Raw genomic sequence first — 15,946 nt, 5'->3', positions numbered from 1 at the left:
CCGACCGGCCGGAACCCGCCGGGGACACGGCCCCCGCCGACGAGGTCCGGGCCGAGACGGACCCGGCTCCCGCGACGGCGGCCGACGCCGACGCCCCCGAAGCCCCCGACGCCGAGGCGGCCCTCCCGGCGCCGGACCCGGGCGAGGCCGTTCCCGAGCCCGTCGCGATCGGCGCCACCGAGCACCCCGCCGTCTCGTACGTGCTGCACGTCAACGGCGCGGACCGGCCCGTCGCGGACGCCTGGATCGGCGAGTCGCTGCTCTACGTGCTGCGCGAGCGCCTCGGGCTCGCCGGGGCCAAGGACGGCTGCTCGCAGGGCGAGTGCGGGGCGTGCAACGTCCAGGTGGACGGGCGGCTCGTCGCGTCCTGCCTGGTCCCCGCCGCCACCACCGCCGGCAGCGAGGTCCGCACGGTCGAGGGCCTGGCCGTCGACGGGGAGCCCTCCGACGTGCAGCGGGCGCTCGCCGACCGGGGTGCCGTCCAGTGCGGTTTCTGCATCCCCGGCATGGCGATGACCGTGCACGACCTCCTGGAGGGCAACCACCGCCCCAGTGAGCTGGAGACCCGCCGGGCGCTGTGCGGCAACCTCTGCCGCTGCTCCGGCTACCGGGGCGTCCTGGAGGCGGTCAACGAGGTCATCGCGGGCCGGGAGGCCGCCGCCGAGGCCGCGGCCGAGGCGACGACCGCGCCGGCGGAGCCGGACGAGGTCCGCATTCCCCATCAGGCGGTCCACCAGCAGCAGGACGGAGGCATGGCGTGAGCAACGACGCGGCCGGCGCCACCCCCACGACGATCACCATCCCGTCGTCGGCCGGTCCCGGCACACCGGAGGCCGAGCGGCCCCGGCTGGGCATCGGCGCCTCGCTGCCGGCGGCGGACACCCGCGCCAAGACCGAGGGCACCTTCCCCTACGCCGCCGACCTGTGGGCCGAGGGCCTGCTCTGGGCGGCCGTCCTGCGCTCCCCGCACGCGCACGCCCGCATCCTGTCCATCGACACCTCCGCGGCCGCCGCGATGCCCGGCGTACGGGCGGTCGTCACCCACCAGGACGTGCCGGGCGAGGCACTGTACGGGCGCAAGGTCGTGGACCGCCCGGTCTTCGCCGCCGACCTGGTCCGCCACCACGGCGAGCCGATCGCGGCCGTCGCCGCCGACCACCCCGACACGGCCCGGCTGGCCGCCGCCGCCATCGCCGTCGAGTACGAGGTGCTGGAGGCGGTCACCGACCCGGAGAAGGCCTTCGCCGCCGAACCGCTGCACCCCGACGGCAACCTCGTCCGCCACATCCCGCTGCGCTACGGCGACCCGGAGGCGACGGGCGAGGTCGTCGTGGAGGGGCTGTACCGCATCGGCCGCCAGGACCCGGCCCCGATCGGCGCCGAGGCCGGGCTCGCCGTGCCCCGGCCGGACGGCGGGGTGGAGCTGTACACCGCCTCCACGGACCCGCACACCGACCGCGACCTGGCCGCCGCCTGCTTCGGGCTGGAACCCGAGCGGGTCAAGGTCGTCGTCACCGGGGTGCCCGGCGCGACCGGCGACCGCGAGGACCCCGGCTTCCAGCTGCCGCTGGGGCTGCTGGCCCTGCGCACCGGCTGCCCGGTGAAGCTGGCCGCGACGCGCGAGGAGTCCTTCCTCGGCCACGCCCACCGCCACCCCACGCTGCTGCGCTACCGCCACCACGCGGACGCCGGCGGCCGGCTGGTCAAGGTGGAGGCCCAGATCCTGCTGGACGCGGGGGCGTACGCGGACGACTCGTCGGAGTCGCTGGCCGCCGCGGTGGCCTTCGCCTGCGGCCCGTACGTCGTCCCGCACGCCTTCATCGAGGGCTGGGCCGTGCGGACGAACAACCCGCCGTCCGGGCACGTCCGGGGCGAGGGCGCGATGCAGGTGTGCGCGGCCTACGAGGGCCAGATGGACAAGCTGGCGGCCAAGCTGGGCATCGACCCGGCCGAGCTGCGGATGCGCAACGTCCTGGCCACCGGGGACATCCTGCCCACCGGCCAGACCGTGACCTGCCCCGCCCCGGTCGCCGAACTGCTCACCGCCGTACGCGACTTCCCGCTGCCCGCGCTGCCCAAGGACGCCCCGGAGGACGACTGGCTGCTGCCGGGCGGACCCGAGGGCGCGGGGGAGCCGGGCGCGGTGCGGCGCGGCGTCGGCTACGCGCTGGGCATGGTCCACATGCTCGGCGCGGAGGGCACCGACGAGGTCTCCACGGCCACGGTCCGGGTCCAGGACTCGGTCGCCACGGTCATCTGCGCGGCCGTCGAGACAGGCCAGGGCTTCTCCACGCTGGCCCGCCAGGTGGTCCAGGAGACCCTGGGCGTCGAGGAGGTGCACGTCGCCGCCGTGGACACCGACCAGCCGCCGGCCGGTCCGGCCACCCACGGCCGCCACACCTGGGTGTCGGCCGGCGCGGTCGAACGCGCCGCGAAGATGGTCCGCACCCAGCTCCTCCAGCCCCTGGCCCACAAGTTCGGCATGTCCACGGAGCTGCTCCAGATCGCCGACGGCAAGATCACCTCGTACGACGGGGTGCTCTCCACGACGGTGTCGGAGGCGCTGGACGGCAAGGAGCTGTGGGCCACCGCGCAGTGCCGCCCGCACCCCACCGAGCCGCTGGACGAGTCCGGGCAGGGCGACGCCTTCGTGGGCATCGCCTTCTGCGCGATCCGCGCGGTGGTGGACGTCGACATCGAGCTGGGCTCCGTACGCGTGGTCGAGATGGCGGTCGCCCAGGACGTCGGCCGGGTCCTCAACCCGGCCCAGCTGGCGACCCGCATCGAGGCGGGCGTCACCCAGGGCGTCGGCGCCGCCCTCACCGAGAACCTGCGCACCGCCCGCGGCCTGGTCCGCCACCCGGACCTGACCGGCTACGCGCTGCCGACCACGCTGGACGCGCCGGAGATCCGCATCGTGAAGCTGATCGAGGAGCGGGACGTGGTGGCGCCGTTCGGCGCGAAGCCGGCCTCGGCGGTCCCGGTCGTGACCTCCCCGGCCGCCGTGGCGTCGGCGGTCCGCGCGGCGACGGGCCGCCCGGTCAACCGCCTCCCGATCCGCCCCCAGGCGGCGGTGGCCACCGCCCAGGGCTGACCGGCCGGGCCCGGCCCCGGAACGCCGAACCGCCCGCCCCGGACACGGGGCGGGCGGTTCAGTGTTCGGAGACCGTGACCGGATTCGAACCGGTGTAACTCGAGTTGCAGTCGAGCCCCTGAGCCTCTCGGGCACACGGTCCTGCGTGTTCTCGCACCACCGACCGTAGGCGCGGCCGAGGGGGCGCTCAAGGGCGCGGTCCGGCGTGCCACACGACTGCCATGCGCCGTTCACATCCGGCGCGCGGGAGTAGGACCAGAAGCGTAGGACGGCCGGGACCTCCGACAGGGTTCACCTCGCGTTTCGCCCCTTACTCTTGGCTCATGACCGCCCTGGAACCACGGGACGCCGATGTCCCGCGCCTCATCGAAGACCTGGACGCCCCCGGCGTCGCGAAGCCCGCGCCGCCGGAGGGCGTCCTCGGGCGGACGTACCGGGCGCTCAGCATCGGCATCGTCTCCGTGGTCTTCCTGATCGCCTTCGAGGCGACCGCCGTGGGCACCGCGATGCCGGTCGCCGCGCGCGAACTGCACGGCATCCCGCTGTACGCGTTCGCGTTCTCGGCGTACTTCACCACCAGCCTCTTCGCCATGGTGCTGTCCGGGCAGTGGGCCGACCGGCACGGCCCGCTGGCGCCGCTGGCCGCGGGGATCAGCGCCTTCGGGGCGGGGCTGCTGCTGTCCGGGACCGCGGGCACGATGTGGCTGTTCATCGCGGGGCGCGCCGTGCAGGGGCTCGGCGGCGGGCTGGTGATCGTCGCGCTGTACGTGGTGATCGGGCGGGCCTATCCGGAGCGGCTGCGGCCCTCGATCATGGCCGCGTTCGCCGCGAGCTGGGTCATCCCCTCGGTCGTCGGGCCGCTGGCCGCCGGCAGCGTCACCGAACACCTGGGCTGGCGGTGGGTGTTCATCGGCATCCCGGTCCTGGTGGTCTTCCCGCTGGCGCTGGCCCTGCCGGAGATCCGGCGGAAGGCGTCCGGGCCCGCCGACCCGGCGGTGGCCGCGGAGGGGTTCGACCGGCGCCGCATCGCGCTCGCGCTGGCCATCTCGCTGGGGGCGGGGCTGCTCCAGTACGCCGGCCAGGAGCTGACCTGGCTCTCCCTGCTGCCGGCGGTCGCCGGGGCCGCGCTGCTCGTCCCGGCGATCCGGGGGCTGCTGCCGCACGGCACCTGGCGCGCCGCGCGCGGGCTGCCGGCGGTGGTGCTGCTGCGCGGGGTGGCCGCCGGTTCGTTCATCGCCGCCGAGTCGTTCGTGCCGCTGATGCTGGTCACCCAGCGCGGCCTCTCCCCGACCCTGGCGGGCCTCTCGCTGGCGGCCGGCGGCGGCACGTGGGCGCTGGGCTCCTACGTACAGTCCCGGCCCCGTGTGGAGCCGTACCGGGGGCGCCTGATGGTCGGCGCGATGGTCCTGGTCGCGCTCTCCGTCGCGGCGGCCCCGGCGGTGCTGATCGACGCGGTGCCGGTGTGGACGGTGGCGGTGGCCTGGGGGTTCGGCTGCTTCGGCATGGGCCTGGTCATCGCGTCCACCAGCGTCCTCCTGCTGAAGCTCTCCGCCCCCGAGGAGGCGGGCGCCAACTCCGCCGCCCTCCAGATCTCCGACGGCCTCTCCAACGTCCTCCTGCTGGCCGCCGGCGGAGCCGCGTTCGCCGCCCTGGGCGGCGGCACGATGGACGCCGCCCACGAAGCCGCCACCACCACCTCCCACCCGGCCGCCTTCGCGGTGGTCTTCTTCCCGATGGCCGCGGTCGCCCTGGCAGGCGCATGGGTGGCGGCCCGGGTACAGGAGCGCTGAGTGGTACCAGATTGACCCCACCCGGCGGTACCGTTTTGGTATGGCCATGAACCTGCGTCTCCGCGACGACCAGACGGAAGCCCTCAAGCAGCGTGCCGAGCAGGAGGGCGCCAGCATGCACGCCATCGTGCTCAGGGCCGTGGACGACTATCTGGCCCGTACGGCTCAGCAGGCGATCGTCCGCCGCACGGCGCAGGAGCAGGCGGCCAAGTGGAGCGAGCTCATGGAGCGGCTCAAGTGAGCTGTGTCTATCTGAGCTCCGAGGACGTTCTCGTCATTGCCGAGCACGCCTGTCCGGACATGCGGATCGTGCTCCGTGACGCCGGTCTCCTGGAGTCGGCGGTCCACCGGCCCTCGGCCGCCATGTTCGGCCAGGAGGCATACCCGGACGTCCTCGGGAAGGCGGCCGCGCTGCTTCAGTCCCTGTCCCTGTCGGTCAACCGCCCGTTCTTCGACGGGAACAAGCGGACCGCCTGGCTGTCCTGCGTGACCTTCCTCGCCATGAACGGGGTCGACCTCCGGCCGGACATCGACGCGGCGGAACGCCTGGCCATCGCGGTCGCGACGGGTGAGGTGGACGAGCTGAAGGCCATCGCCGACGGACTGCGCGACCTGATGAGCCACCCCGTGTGAGAGCCGTCGCACTTCCGCGACGGGCGGGCCGGATCGCGGTGGTGCGGGGCGGGCTCACCGGTAGGGTGGCCCGGTTGTCGTATCGCGTCGGGCCGGTCCGGCCGGCGCGGGCAGCGCCCACGTACCCGAGAGACCCGAACCGGAGACCGTGACTACTACCGCCTCCCACCACCTCTCACCCGCCTTCCCCGGCCGCGCCCCCTGGGGCACGGCCGGCAAGCTGCGAGCCTGGCAGCAGGGCGCCATGGAGAAGTACATCCAGGAGCAGCCGCGCGACTTCCTCGCCGTCGCCACGCCCGGCGCGGGGAAGACCACCTTCGCGCTGACCCTCGCCTCCTGGCTGCTGCACCACCACGTCGTGCAGCAGGTCACCGTCGTCGCACCCACCGAGCACCTGAAGAAGCAGTGGGCCGAGGCGGCCGCCCGGATAGGGATCAAGCTCGACCCCGACTACAGCGCCGGTCCGCTGAGCAAGGAGTACCACGGGGTAGCGGTCACCTACGCGGGCGTCGGCGTCCGCCCGATGCTGCACCGCAACCGGTGCGAGCAGCGCAAGACGCTCGTCATCCTCGACGAGATCCACCACGCCGGGGACTCCAAGTCCTGGGGCGAGGCATGCCAGGAGGCGTTCGACCCGGCCACCCGCCGGCTCGCCCTCACCGGCACCCCGTTCCGCTCGGACACCAACCCCATCCCGTTCGTCGTGTACGAGGAGGGCGACGACGGCATCCGGCGCTCCTCCGCCGACTACACCTACGGCTACGGCAACGCCCTGGCCGACGGCGTCGTGCGCCCGGTGATATTCCTCAGCTACAGCGGCAACATGCGCTGGCGCACCAAGGCCGGCGACGAGATCGAGGCCCGGCTCGGCGAGCCCATGACCAAGGACGCCATCGGGCAGGCGTGGCGCACCGCCCTGGCGCCCACCGGCGAGTGGATTCCCAACGTGCTGAGCGCCGCCGACAAGCGGCTCACCGAGGTCCGCAAGGGCATCCCGGACGCCGGCGGGCTCGTCATCGCCACCGACCAGGAGTCGGCGCGCGCCTACGCGAAGATCCTCAAGAAGGTCACCGGCGAGACCCCCACCGTCGTCCTGTCCGACGAGAAGGCCGCGTCCAAGAAGATCGACAAGTTCAGCCAGGACGACTCGCGCTGGATGGTCGCGGTCCGCATGGTCTCCGAGGGCGTGGACGTGCCGCGCCTCGCGGTCGGGGTGTACGCCACCACCATCTCGACCCCGCTCTTCTTCGCCCAGGCCGTCGGCCGCTTCGTCCGCTCCCGCAGGCGCGGCGAGACCGCGTCCGTGTTCGTCCCCACCATCCCGATGCTCCTGGAGTTCGCCAACGAGATGGAGGTCGAGCGGGACCACGTGCTCGACAAGCCGAAGAGGGGCAGCGACGAGGACAACCCGTTCGCCGAGGAGGACAAGCTCCTCGCCGACGCCGAGCGGCTGGAGGACGAGGAGACCGAGGACCAGCTGCCCTTCGAGGCGCTGGAGTCCGACGCCGTCTTCGACCGGGTGCTGTACGACGGCGCCGAGTTCGGCATGCAGGCCCACCCCGGCAGCGAGGAGGAGCAGGACTACCTCGGCATCCCCGGCCTCCTCGAACCCGACCAGGTGCAGCTCCTCCTCCAGAAGCGGCAGACCCGGCAGATCGCGCACAGCCGGCAGAAGCCCGCCGCCGAGGCCGACCTGCTGGAGAAGCCCGCCCAGGAGCGGCCGGTCGTCACGCACAAGCAGCTCCTCGGCCTGCGCAAGCAGCTCAACACCATGGTGTCCGCCTACACCCACCAGAGCGGCAAGCCGCACGGCGTCATCCACACCGAGCTGCGCCGCGTCTGCGGCGGGCCGCCGAGCGCGGAGGCCACCGCCGGGCAGATCGAGCAGCGCATCAAGAAGGTCCAGGAGTGGGCCACCCGCATGCGGTGACACCCCGCCCGCTCCCCGTCCGGACAGCCGCCCAGGGCCCCGGCACCCTCCCCGCGAGGGTGCCGGGGCCCCTTCCGTGCCCGGGGGAGCCCCGAATGCGCCAGAAAAATTTTCACGGTGAGTTAACCGTGGTTCACATCCGGTCTACAGAGCGTCGCGACGACGTCAGCCGACATGGACGCGCGTAGATGGACGGTCCGGTGTCCGCGCGCCGCTGACCGGCGCTTATGCTCGTGCCGCGCAACGGGGTTGCCGGGGGCGCCCGGATTCTGGACGAGGTCTTCCGCTGAGCGGACTCGCTCGCTACTGTCCAAAAAATGTGAACGCCCCGTGGCAATGCCGCCGCGGAGCGCAGCCGGTGCCTTGGCCAGGCCGGCGGCCTCTCCGTGCGTCGCCTCCGGGACCGGTGGCGCACCTCCCACGGGACAGCCGCCGCCGCTCACCCACGGAGGAGAGGGCGTCGTGACCGCGGAAACCTCCCAGACGCTCGACAGAGGACTGCGTGTCCTCAAGCTGCTCGCCGACACCGACCACGGCCTCACGGTCACCGAGTTGTCCAACAAACTCGGCGTCAACCGCACCGTGGTCTACCGTCTGCTCGCCACACTCGAACAACACACCCTGATACGCCGGGACTTGGGCGGCCGGGCGCGGGTCGGCCTCGGCGTGCTGCGGCTGGGCCGCCAGGTCCATCCGCTCGTCCGGGAGGCGGCGCTGCCGGCGCTGCGCTCGCTGGCCGAGGACATCGGGGCCACCGCCCACCTGACGCTGGTGGACGGCTCCGACGCGCTGGCGGTCGCGGTGGTGGAGCCGACCTGGACCGACTACCACGTCGCCTACCGGGCGGGCTTCCGCCATCCGCTGGACCGGGGTGCCGCCGGCCGCGCGATCCTGGCCGCCCGCCAGAGGCCGGTCGCCGAGACCGCCTTCACCCTCACCCACGGGGAGCTGGAGGCGGGCGCGAGCGGCGCGGCGGCGGCGTTGATGGGCGTGACGGGGGTGGAGGGGAGCGTCGGCGTCGTCATGCTGGCGGACTCCGTGCCGGAACGCGTCGGCCCGCGCGTGGTGGACGCCGCCCGGGAGGTCGCGGACGCGTTGCGCTGAGGGCCGCACGTTAGATTGGGCGCGTGTTCACACCGCGCGCCCGCACCCTCGCCCTCGCCGCCCTGCCCGTCGCCGTCCTCCTCGGCACCGCCGCCTTCGCGCCGCTGCCGTTCACGCTCGCGCAGCCGGGAACGACCGCGAACGTGCTGGGCGACGACCACGGCACCCCCGTGATCAGCATCAAGGGCACCCCCACCCGCTCCACCGAGGGGGAGCTGCGGATGACGACGATCGTGGCGACGGGCCCCGAGGCGGACGTCGGCATCCGCGACGTCGTGGACAGCTGGTTCCGCGCCGACCGGGCCGTGATGCCCCGCGACTCGGTGTACCCGACGGGCGGCTCCGAGAAGGAGATCGAGCGGCACAACCTGGACGACATGGCGAAGTCCCAGGACGCCGCCGTGGACGCCGCGCTGAACTACCTGGGCCGCAAGCCCGGCTCCGTGGACGTCACCCTGCACCTGGCGGACATCGGCGGCCCCAGCGCCGGTCTCTTCTTCGCCCTGGGCATCGTGGACAAGCTCGACGGCGACGGCTCGGGCGGCGACCTCACCGGCGGCCGCATCGTCGCGGGCACCGGCACGATCGACGCGGACGGGGACGTCGGCGCGGTCGGCGGGGTCTCGCTCAAGACGCAGGCCGCCCGCCGGGACGGGGCGACCGTCTTCCTCGTGCCGAAGGCGGAGTGCTCGGAGGCGAAGGCCGAGCTGCCCGAAGGGCTGCGCCTGATCCCGGTGACCACGCTCAAGGGGGCGGTGGACTCCCTGCGCGCCCTGGACCGTGGCGGCAAGGTCCCGGGCTGCTGAGCCGGCGGCTCTAGGCGGTACGCGCGGCGCGCGCCGGGCCGACGGCGCCGGCCGGCAGCACGCGCAGGCCCATGCCGACCAGGGTCCAGCCGAGCCTGCTCCGCAGCTTGCGGCGCAGGGCCGTGCGGCGGGCGCGGCGGAGCTCGCGGACGTGCAGGCGCATCGCGGGGGAGTGGACGCGGTAGGGGGCGAGGTACGTGTCGCGGTTCATGGTGGTCGGTCCCTTCAGTCGGCGCGACGGGGGAAGACGTGCAGGTGGGCGCGGACCACGGCGGAACCCTCGGTGCCTTCGGGGACGCGGCCGCGGTAGCTGTTGATCAAGTCGTTGACCTTCTGGGCGAGTTCGAGGGAGAGCTCGGGTGTCAGCCGGATCTTGAAGTCGCTGATGCTGGAGCCCTCGTACCACTCGTGGGACCACTCGTGCAGCGTGCCGAGCCAGGTGCTCAGCTCCTGCGCGTGCAGGGTGGCGATCTCGTGCAGGACGACGCCCATGGCGCCGCGGACCTCGGGGTCGGCGTGCTGCATGAGGTCGGAGTCGAAGGCGGCCCCGGCATGTGCGGCCCGCCACCAGCGTTCCCGGCCCTTGCCGCGCGTCGGGTCGTCCTCGACGAAGCCGAACGAGGCCAGCTGGCGCAGGTGGTAGCTGGTGGCTCCGCTGGACTCGCCGAGCCGCTCGGCGACGCCCGACGCGGTGGCGGGGCCGTGCTCCCGCAGGGCGTTGAGCAGGCGGAGCCGCAAGGGGTGGGCGAGACCGCGCAGGGCGCGGGCGTCGATGTTCAGAACGCTGGGCTCGGCCGCCGTGGCGCTGCGGTCGTCGTGGGGTTCGCTGGGTGGCATGGCTCCACCGTAGAGTTGCAAAGAAGGTTTTGCAACGGGTTTTTGCAAAGAATCTTTGCATGCCTTCCCGGGGCTCAGCCCTCCTTGATGAAGCCCTCCTCGATCAGCCAGTCCTTGGCCACCTCGTGCGGGTCCTGGCCGTCCACGTCCACCCGGGCGTTCAGGTCCTGCGCGACCTCCGTCGTCAGCCGTGCGCTGAGGGGGTCGAGGAGGCCGCGGATCTCCGGGTACTTCTCCAGCGTCGGGGTGTGCACGACGGGCGCGGCGTTGTAGTTGGGGAAGAAGTGCTTGTCGTCCTCCAGCACCTCCAGGTCCATCGCCTTGATCCGGCCGTCCGTGGTGAAGACCTCGCCGAGCAGGCAGGAGCCGGACTTGGAGATCTGGGTGTAGATGATCCCCGCGTCCATCTTCTTGATGTTGGTGGCCGGCAGGGACATCCCGTACGCCTTCTCCATGCCGGGCAGTCCGTCGTCGCGCGAGGCGAACTCGTTCTCCACGCACACCGTCACCGCCGACGGGTTCTTCTTCGCCAGCGCGGCCACGTCGGAGAGCGTCCTCAGGTGGTACCGGGCGTTGTTGCGGCGGCTGATGGCGAGCGCGTACGTGTTGTTGAGGGTGGACGGCCGCAGCCAGGTCACCCCGTTGCGCAGGTCCGCGTCGCGCACCGCCTTCCACTGCTCCAGCGGGTCGGCGATGGGCTTCGCGTGCCCGAGGTACGTGATCCAGCCGGTGCCCGTGTACTCGTACTCGGCGTCCGCGTCGCCCTGGATGACCGCCTCGCGGGCGCTGATCGAGCTGGGCAGGTTCGTCCGGTCCAGGACCTCCGCCCCGGCCGCCTTGAAGATCAGCCCGATCATCTGGCCCAGGATGATGTTCTCGCTGAAGTTCTTCGAGGTCACGGTCAGCGAGGCGCCGTCCAGCGGCTGCCCCTGCCCGACCGACCCGGGCACCACGTCGTCCACCATCGGCGACCCGCTCTTGAGCCCGCACCCGGCCAGCACCAGGGCCAGCGCCGCCCCGCCTGCCAGGGCCGTACGCGCCCGCCGCGCCGCCCGCCGCGCCGCCCGCCGCGTCCTCATCGCCCCACCTCCAGGCCGCGCGGGGTGAGCGCCACCTCGGCCAGCGAGGCCAGCCAGTCCACCAGGAGCGCCAGCACCACCGTCAGGATCGACCCCAGCACCAGGACCGGCATGCGCTGGGTCTGGATGCCCGAGGTGATCAGGTCGCCGAGCCCGCCGCCGCCCCCGAAGGTCGCCAGGGTCGCCGTGCCGACGTTCAGGACGAGCGCGGTGCGCACCCCGGCCAGGATCAGCGGGACGGCGAGGGGGAGTTCGACCCGGGCCAGGGTGCCCAGGGCCGACATGCCGATGCCGCGCGCCGCCTCCACCATGCTCGGCTCGATCGCCCGGAGCCCGGCGACCGTGTTGGAGAGCACCGGCAGCACCGCGTAGATCACCATGCCGGTGATCGCCGTGGACGGGCCGATGCCGAGCCAGATGACCAGCAGGGCCAGCAGCCCGATCGCCGGGGTGGCCTGCCCGATGTTGGCGATCGCCGTCACGACGGGGGCCGCCCTGCTCAGGCCCCGCCGGGTCAGCGCGATGCCCAGCGGAATCGCGATCACCAGCACCCAGAACGTGGAGATCGCGGTCAGCCGCACATGCTGCCACCAGCGCACCTCGACCGTGTCGCCGGCCAGCGAGTTCTCCGCGATCGAGTCGAGGGAGACGTTCTCGATCCAGAGGTACGTGGCGACGAGCACCACCGCAAGGACCGCCGGGAGCACCACCAGCTTCCGCCAGGTGATCCGGCGCGGCGGCCCCGCCGGCGCCGGGGCGGGCTCCTCCTCCTCGTCGCGGAAGGCGTGGCCCTTGACGTCGTGCTCGCCCGGCGGACGCTCCCGGCCGGGCGCGGGGGAGGGGCCGGGCGCGGGTGAGGAACCGGGGGTCATGTGCCCGCACCGCCCTCCAGCTCCTCGGCGGTCCGGTGCTCGCGCAGTTCCTCCAGGTCGTGCTGGTGCTCGATGGCGGTGAGCCGGTCCGCCTCCAGGAGTTCGTGCACCGAGTTCATCAGGGTGTGCATGTCCACGACCCCGGTGAACTCGCCGCGCCGGCCGGTCACCGCGACCCGCCCGCCGCTGTCGGTGAGCACCGCCTCCAGCGCGTCGTGCAGCGTGGCGTCCCGCGTCACCGTGTCGTGGACGAGCTGCCCGGCCCGTGCCAGGGAGCCGCGCGCCCGCATCAGGTCGCCGCGCCGCAGCCACTTGTAGGGGCGGTTCCTGCGGTCCAGCATCAGCAGCTCGTTGTGCGGGCCGGAGCGCAGCTTGTTGAAGATCGACTGGAGCGGGTCGTCCACGGTGACGGTCGGGAAGTCGGCGATCTCCACCTCGCGCACCCGTGTCAGGTTGAGCCGTTTCAGCGCCGCGCCCGCGCCGACGAAGCCGGAGACGAAGTCGTCGGTCGGGTTGGTGAGGATGGCCTCCGGGGTGTCGAACTGCGCGATGTGCGAGCGCTCGCGCAGGACGGCGATCCGGTCGCCCAGCTTGATCGCCTCGTCGAAGTCGTGGGTCACGAAGACGATCGTCTTGTGGAGTTCGCGCTGGAGCCGGATCAGCTCGTCCTGGAGGTGGTCGCGGGTGATCGGGTCGACCGCGCCGAACGGCTCGTCCATCAGCAGCACCGGCGGATCGGCGGCCAGCGCCCGCGCCACGCCGACGCGCTGCTGCTGGCCGCCGGACAGGGCGCGCGGATAGCGGCCGTGGAACTCGCGCGGGTCGAGCCCGACCAGATCGAGCATCTCCTCCACCCGGTCCTTCACCCGCGCCTTGGACCAGCCCACCATCTTCGGGACCAGCGCGATGTTCTCGGCGACCGTCATGTGCGGGAAGAGCCCGGACGACTGGATCGCGTAACCGATCTTGCGGCGCAGCTTCACCGGGTCGATGTCGGTGACGTCCTCGTCGTCAATCCTGATCCGGCCGGAGGTGGGCTCGATCAGCCGGTTGATCATCTTGAGGGTGGTGGACTTCCCGCAGCCGGACGGGCCCACGAAGATCACCGTCTCGCCGGCCCTGATCTCCATGGACACGTTGTCCACGGCCGGGTTGGGGTTGCCCGGATAGCGCTTGGAGAGGTTCTCCAGCTCGATGGTGGCCCCGGACGCGGCGGCGCCGGCGCCGGGCGCGGGGCGCGGTGCGGAGGGTGCTGCGGTCTCAGACACGGATACCCCTCGGGATGGTGAGCCGCCCCAGCAGGACGTACGCGGCGTCGAAGAGGAGGGCGAGGACGACGATGCCGAGCGTGCCCGCGAGCACCTGGTTGATCGCGTTGGCGCTGCCCAGCGAGGCGATGCCGCGGAAGATCTCGTTGCCGAGGCCGGGCCCGGAGGCGTACGCGGCGATGGCGGCGATGCCCATCAGCATCTGGGTGGAGACCCGGATGCCGGTGAGGATCGGCGGCCAGGCCAGCGGCAGTTCCACCCGAAGCAGCCGCGCCGTACGGGACATCCCGATGCCCTTCGCCGCGTCCACCAGCGCCGGGTCGACGCCGCGCAGCCCCACGATGGCGTTGCGGACGACGGGCAGCAGCCCGTACAGCGTCAGGGTGATCACCGTGGGCGCGACGCCGAGACCGACCAGCGGGATGAGCAGACCGATGGCGGCCAGGGACGGAATGGTCAGCACGGTCGCCGTCGAGGTGATCGCCAGCGAGGAACCCCAGCCGCTGCGGTAGCTGACGACCCCGATCAGGACCCCCAGGACGGTGGCGATCACCATGCACTGGAAGACCGCGCTGACGTGCTGGAAGGCGTCGGTGAGCAACTGCTGGTGGCGGTTGGCCAGGTACTCCCAGAAGCTCACCGGCGCTCCTCGGCTCAGTCGGTGTCCTGCGCCGCCTGTTCGACGAGCGGGATGACGCGCAGGGGGACGGCGTTCTCCATGACGATGGCCGTGGAGGCCCGGACGATCCCATCAAATCCGACAACCCGGTCGATCACCCGCTGGAGATCCGCGTTGGACCGGGCCACCAGCCGGCACAGCATGTCCCCGTGCCCGGTGGTGGTGTGCAGCTCCAGCACCTCCGGCACCCCGCTCAAGTGCGCCCGCACATCGGCGCCTTGGCCCTGTTTGATCTCCAGCGTGGCGAACGCGGTGACCGGGTAGCCGAGGGCCGCCGGATCGACGTCCGGGCCGAAACCGCGGATGACGCCATTCGACTGAAGCCGGTCGAGCCGCGCCTGCACCGTGCCGCGCGCCACGCCCAGCCTGCGCGACGCCTCCAGGACCCCGATCCTGGGTTCGCGGGCCAGCAGCACGATGAGCCGCCCGTCCAATCGGTCGATCGCCATGCCCGGCCTCCGTCGGTGTGATGGTCATCATGTACAGATCGCCCGCCCATCATGACGAAGCGCTGTACAGGTTGACCAGTGATGACGGAAACTGTTGCGCACCTTGCGGAGCGGCGGGAACCTCGGGGCATGACAGAGACGATGCACAGCACCCCTGAGACGTCCAGGCAGGCCGACCCCTTCCCCGTCAAGGGGATGGACGCCGTCGTCTTCGCCGTGGGCAACGCCAAGCAGGCCGCGCACTACTACTCGACGGCCTTCGGCATGAAGCTGGTCGCCTACGCGGGCCCGGAGACCGGCAGCCGCGAGACCGCGAGCTACGTCCTCACCAGCGGTTCCGCCCGCTTCGTCCTCACCTCCGTGGTCAAGGCGTCGACCGACTGGGGCCACTTCCTGGAGGACCACGTCACGGCGCACGGCGACGGGGTCATCGACCTCGCCATCGAGGTGCCGGACGCCCGCGCGGCCTACGCGTACGCCGTCGAGCACGGGGCCACCGGCATCGAGGAGCCCTACGAGACGAAGGACGAGCACGGCACCGTCGTGCGCGCCGCCATCGCCACGTACGGCAAGACCCGCCACACCCTCGTCGAGCGCTCCGGCTACTCCGGCCCCTACCTGCCGGGGTACGTCGAGGCCTCGCCGATCGTCGAGCCGCCGGCCAAGCGCTACTTCCAGGCCATCGACCACTGCGTCGGCAACGTCGAGCTGGGCCGGATGAACGAGTGGGTCGCGTTCTACAACAAGGTCATGGGCTTCACGAACATGAAGGAGTTCGTGGGCGACGACATCGCCACCGAGTACTCCGCGCTCATGTCCAAGGTCGTCGCCGACGGCACGCTCAAGGTCAAGTTCCCGATCAACGAGCCGGCCATCGCCAAGAAGAAGTCGCAGATCGACGAGTACCTGGAGTTCTACGGCACCGCCGGCGTCCAGCACATGGCGCTCGCCACGAACGACATCGTCGCCTCGGTCAAGGCGATGCGCGCCGCCGGTGTGCAGTTCCTCGACACCCCGGACTCGTACTACGACACCCTCGGCGAGTGGGCCGGCGAGACCCGGGTGCCCGTGGAGACCCTGCGCGAGCTGAAGATCCTCGTGGACCGCGACGAGGACGGCTACCTGCTGCAGATCTTCACCAAGCCGGTCCAGGACCGCCCGACCGTCTTCTTCGAGATGATCGAGCGCCACGGCTCCATGGGCTTCGGCAAGGGCAACTTCAAGGCCCTGTTCGAGGCGATCGAGCGCGAGCAGGAGAAGCGCGGCAACCTCTGACGCGCCGGGCATGAGGAAGGGGCGGGCCGCGATCCGGCCCGCCCCTTCGCCGTCGCCCCCCTACGTCAGCCCCGTACGTCAGCCGGCGGCCGCCACCGGAGCGGCGGACGGCGCTGCGGGGCCCCCGCCC

The 15,946-nt window shown here is 72.4% G+C and carries 16 protein-coding genes and 1 tRNA gene; 9 read left to right on the top strand and 8 right to left on the bottom strand.

Annotation, left to right across the window (positions count from 1 at the left end):
- Together MHW47_RS20180 and MHW47_RS20175 are read left to right on the top strand one after the other, a co-directional pair.
- A partial coding sequence (locus MHW47_RS20180; protein ID WP_239225162.1) for a (2Fe-2S)-binding protein occupies nt 1-761 on the top strand: 761 nt, incomplete at its 5' end.
- Entirely contained in the window at nt 758-3,094 is a 2,337-nt protein-coding gene (locus tag MHW47_RS20175) for a xanthine dehydrogenase family protein molybdopterin-binding subunit (protein ID WP_239225161.1), read from the top strand. The genes MHW47_RS20180 and MHW47_RS20175, both read left to right, overlap by 4 nt.
- Before the next feature lie 69 nt (nt 3,095-3,163).
- On the opposite strand, the gene MHW47_RS20170 is transcribed toward MHW47_RS20175, so the two are convergent.
- A tRNA-Cys gene (locus MHW47_RS20170) sits at nt 3,164-3,235 on the bottom strand.
- 182 nt (nt 3,236-3,417) lie between these two features.
- On the opposite strand from MHW47_RS20170, the gene MHW47_RS20165 reads away from it, so the two are divergent.
- The 6 genes from MHW47_RS20165 (at nt 3,418) to MHW47_RS20140 (ending at nt 9,357) form a co-directional block, all read left to right on the top strand.
- Complete coding sequence (locus MHW47_RS20165) at nt 3,418-4,884, top strand: MFS transporter (protein ID WP_239225160.1); 1,467 nt, start codon at nt 3,418-3,420, stop codon at nt 4,882-4,884.
- 40 nt (nt 4,885-4,924) lie between these two features.
- Nucleotides 4,925-5,125: a ribbon-helix-helix protein, CopG family gene (locus MHW47_RS20160; protein WP_239225159.1), complete on the top strand. Its 201-nt coding sequence runs from the start codon at nt 4,925-4,927 to the stop codon at nt 5,123-5,125.
- A complete protein-coding gene (locus MHW47_RS20155) occupies nt 5,122-5,517 on the top strand; it encodes a type II toxin-antitoxin system death-on-curing family toxin (RefSeq protein WP_239225157.1) in 396 nt (131 codons plus the stop codon). The genes MHW47_RS20160 and MHW47_RS20155 overlap by 4 nt, the downstream gene beginning before the upstream one ends.
- A 148-nt stretch (nt 5,518-5,665) precedes the next feature.
- Nucleotides 5,666-7,447, top strand: coding sequence for a DEAD/DEAH box helicase (locus MHW47_RS20150; RefSeq protein ID WP_239225155.1), 1,782 nt, complete (start codon nt 5,666-5,668; stop codon nt 7,445-7,447).
- 462 nt (nt 7,448-7,909) lie between these two features.
- Nucleotides 7,910-8,551, top strand: a complete 642-nt coding sequence (locus tag MHW47_RS20145) for an IclR family transcriptional regulator (RefSeq protein ID WP_111331062.1) — start codon at nt 7,910-7,912, stop codon at nt 8,549-8,551.
- 23 nt (nt 8,552-8,574) lie between these two features.
- On the top strand, nt 8,575-9,357 hold the full coding sequence (locus MHW47_RS20140) for a S16 family serine protease (protein WP_239225153.1): 783 nt from the start codon (nt 8,575-8,577) through the stop codon (nt 9,355-9,357).
- Between the two features lie 10 nt (nt 9,358-9,367).
- Here the strand turns inward: MHW47_RS20140 and MHW47_RS20135 are convergent, their stop codons facing one another.
- The 7 genes from MHW47_RS20135 to MHW47_RS20105 form a co-directional block, all read right to left on the bottom strand.
- Entirely contained in the window at nt 9,368-9,568 is a 201-nt protein-coding gene (locus MHW47_RS20135; protein ID WP_239225152.1) for a hypothetical protein, read from the bottom strand.
- Between the two features lie 14 nt (nt 9,569-9,582).
- Complete coding sequence (locus MHW47_RS20130) at nt 9,583-10,194, bottom strand: winged helix-turn-helix domain-containing protein (protein ID WP_239225150.1); 612 nt, start codon at nt 10,192-10,194, stop codon at nt 9,583-9,585.
- Between the two features lie 74 nt (nt 10,195-10,268).
- The gene (locus tag MHW47_RS20125) at nt 10,269-11,273 is read right to left on the bottom strand and encodes a glycine betaine ABC transporter substrate-binding protein (protein WP_239225148.1); all 1,005 of its coding nucleotides are present in this window, start codon (nt 11,271-11,273) and stop codon (nt 10,269-10,271) included.
- On the bottom strand, nt 11,270-12,145 hold the full coding sequence (locus tag MHW47_RS20120; protein ID WP_239225146.1) for an ABC transporter permease: 876 nt from the start codon (nt 12,143-12,145) through the stop codon (nt 11,270-11,272). Before MHW47_RS20120 ends, MHW47_RS20125 begins: the two co-directional genes overlap by 4 nt.
- Complete coding sequence (locus MHW47_RS20115; protein ID WP_239225144.1) at nt 12,142-13,413, bottom strand: ABC transporter ATP-binding protein; 1,272 nt, start codon at nt 13,411-13,413, stop codon at nt 12,142-12,144. The genes MHW47_RS20120 and MHW47_RS20115 overlap by 4 nt, the downstream gene beginning before the upstream one ends.
- A complete protein-coding gene (locus tag MHW47_RS20110; RefSeq protein ID WP_239225142.1) occupies nt 13,406-14,053 on the bottom strand; it encodes an ABC transporter permease in 648 nt (215 codons plus the stop codon). Before MHW47_RS20110 ends, MHW47_RS20115 begins: the two co-directional genes overlap by 8 nt.
- Nucleotides 14,054-14,067: 14 nt before the next feature.
- Nucleotides 14,068-14,541 (bottom strand): Lrp/AsnC family transcriptional regulator, encoded by a 474-nt coding sequence (locus MHW47_RS20105; RefSeq protein WP_111331080.1) that lies wholly within the window; start codon nt 14,539-14,541, stop codon nt 14,068-14,070.
- 129 nt (nt 14,542-14,670) lie between these two features.
- On the opposite strand from MHW47_RS20105, the gene hppD reads away from it, so the two are divergent.
- Nucleotides 14,671-15,816 (top strand): 4-hydroxyphenylpyruvate dioxygenase, encoded by a 1,146-nt coding sequence (gene hppD / locus MHW47_RS20100; RefSeq protein WP_239225140.1) that lies wholly within the window; start codon nt 14,671-14,673, stop codon nt 15,814-15,816.
- Nucleotides 15,817-15,946 lie beyond the last annotated feature (130 nt).

The sequence above is a fragment of the Streptomyces sp. OfavH-34-F genome (assembly GCF_022347745.1).
In the GTDB taxonomy this organism is placed as follows: domain Bacteria; phylum Actinomycetota; class Actinomycetes; order Streptomycetales; family Streptomycetaceae; genus Streptomyces.
Note: the sequence above shows the minus strand (reverse complement) of the source record. Positions and strands in the feature narration are given on the sequence as shown.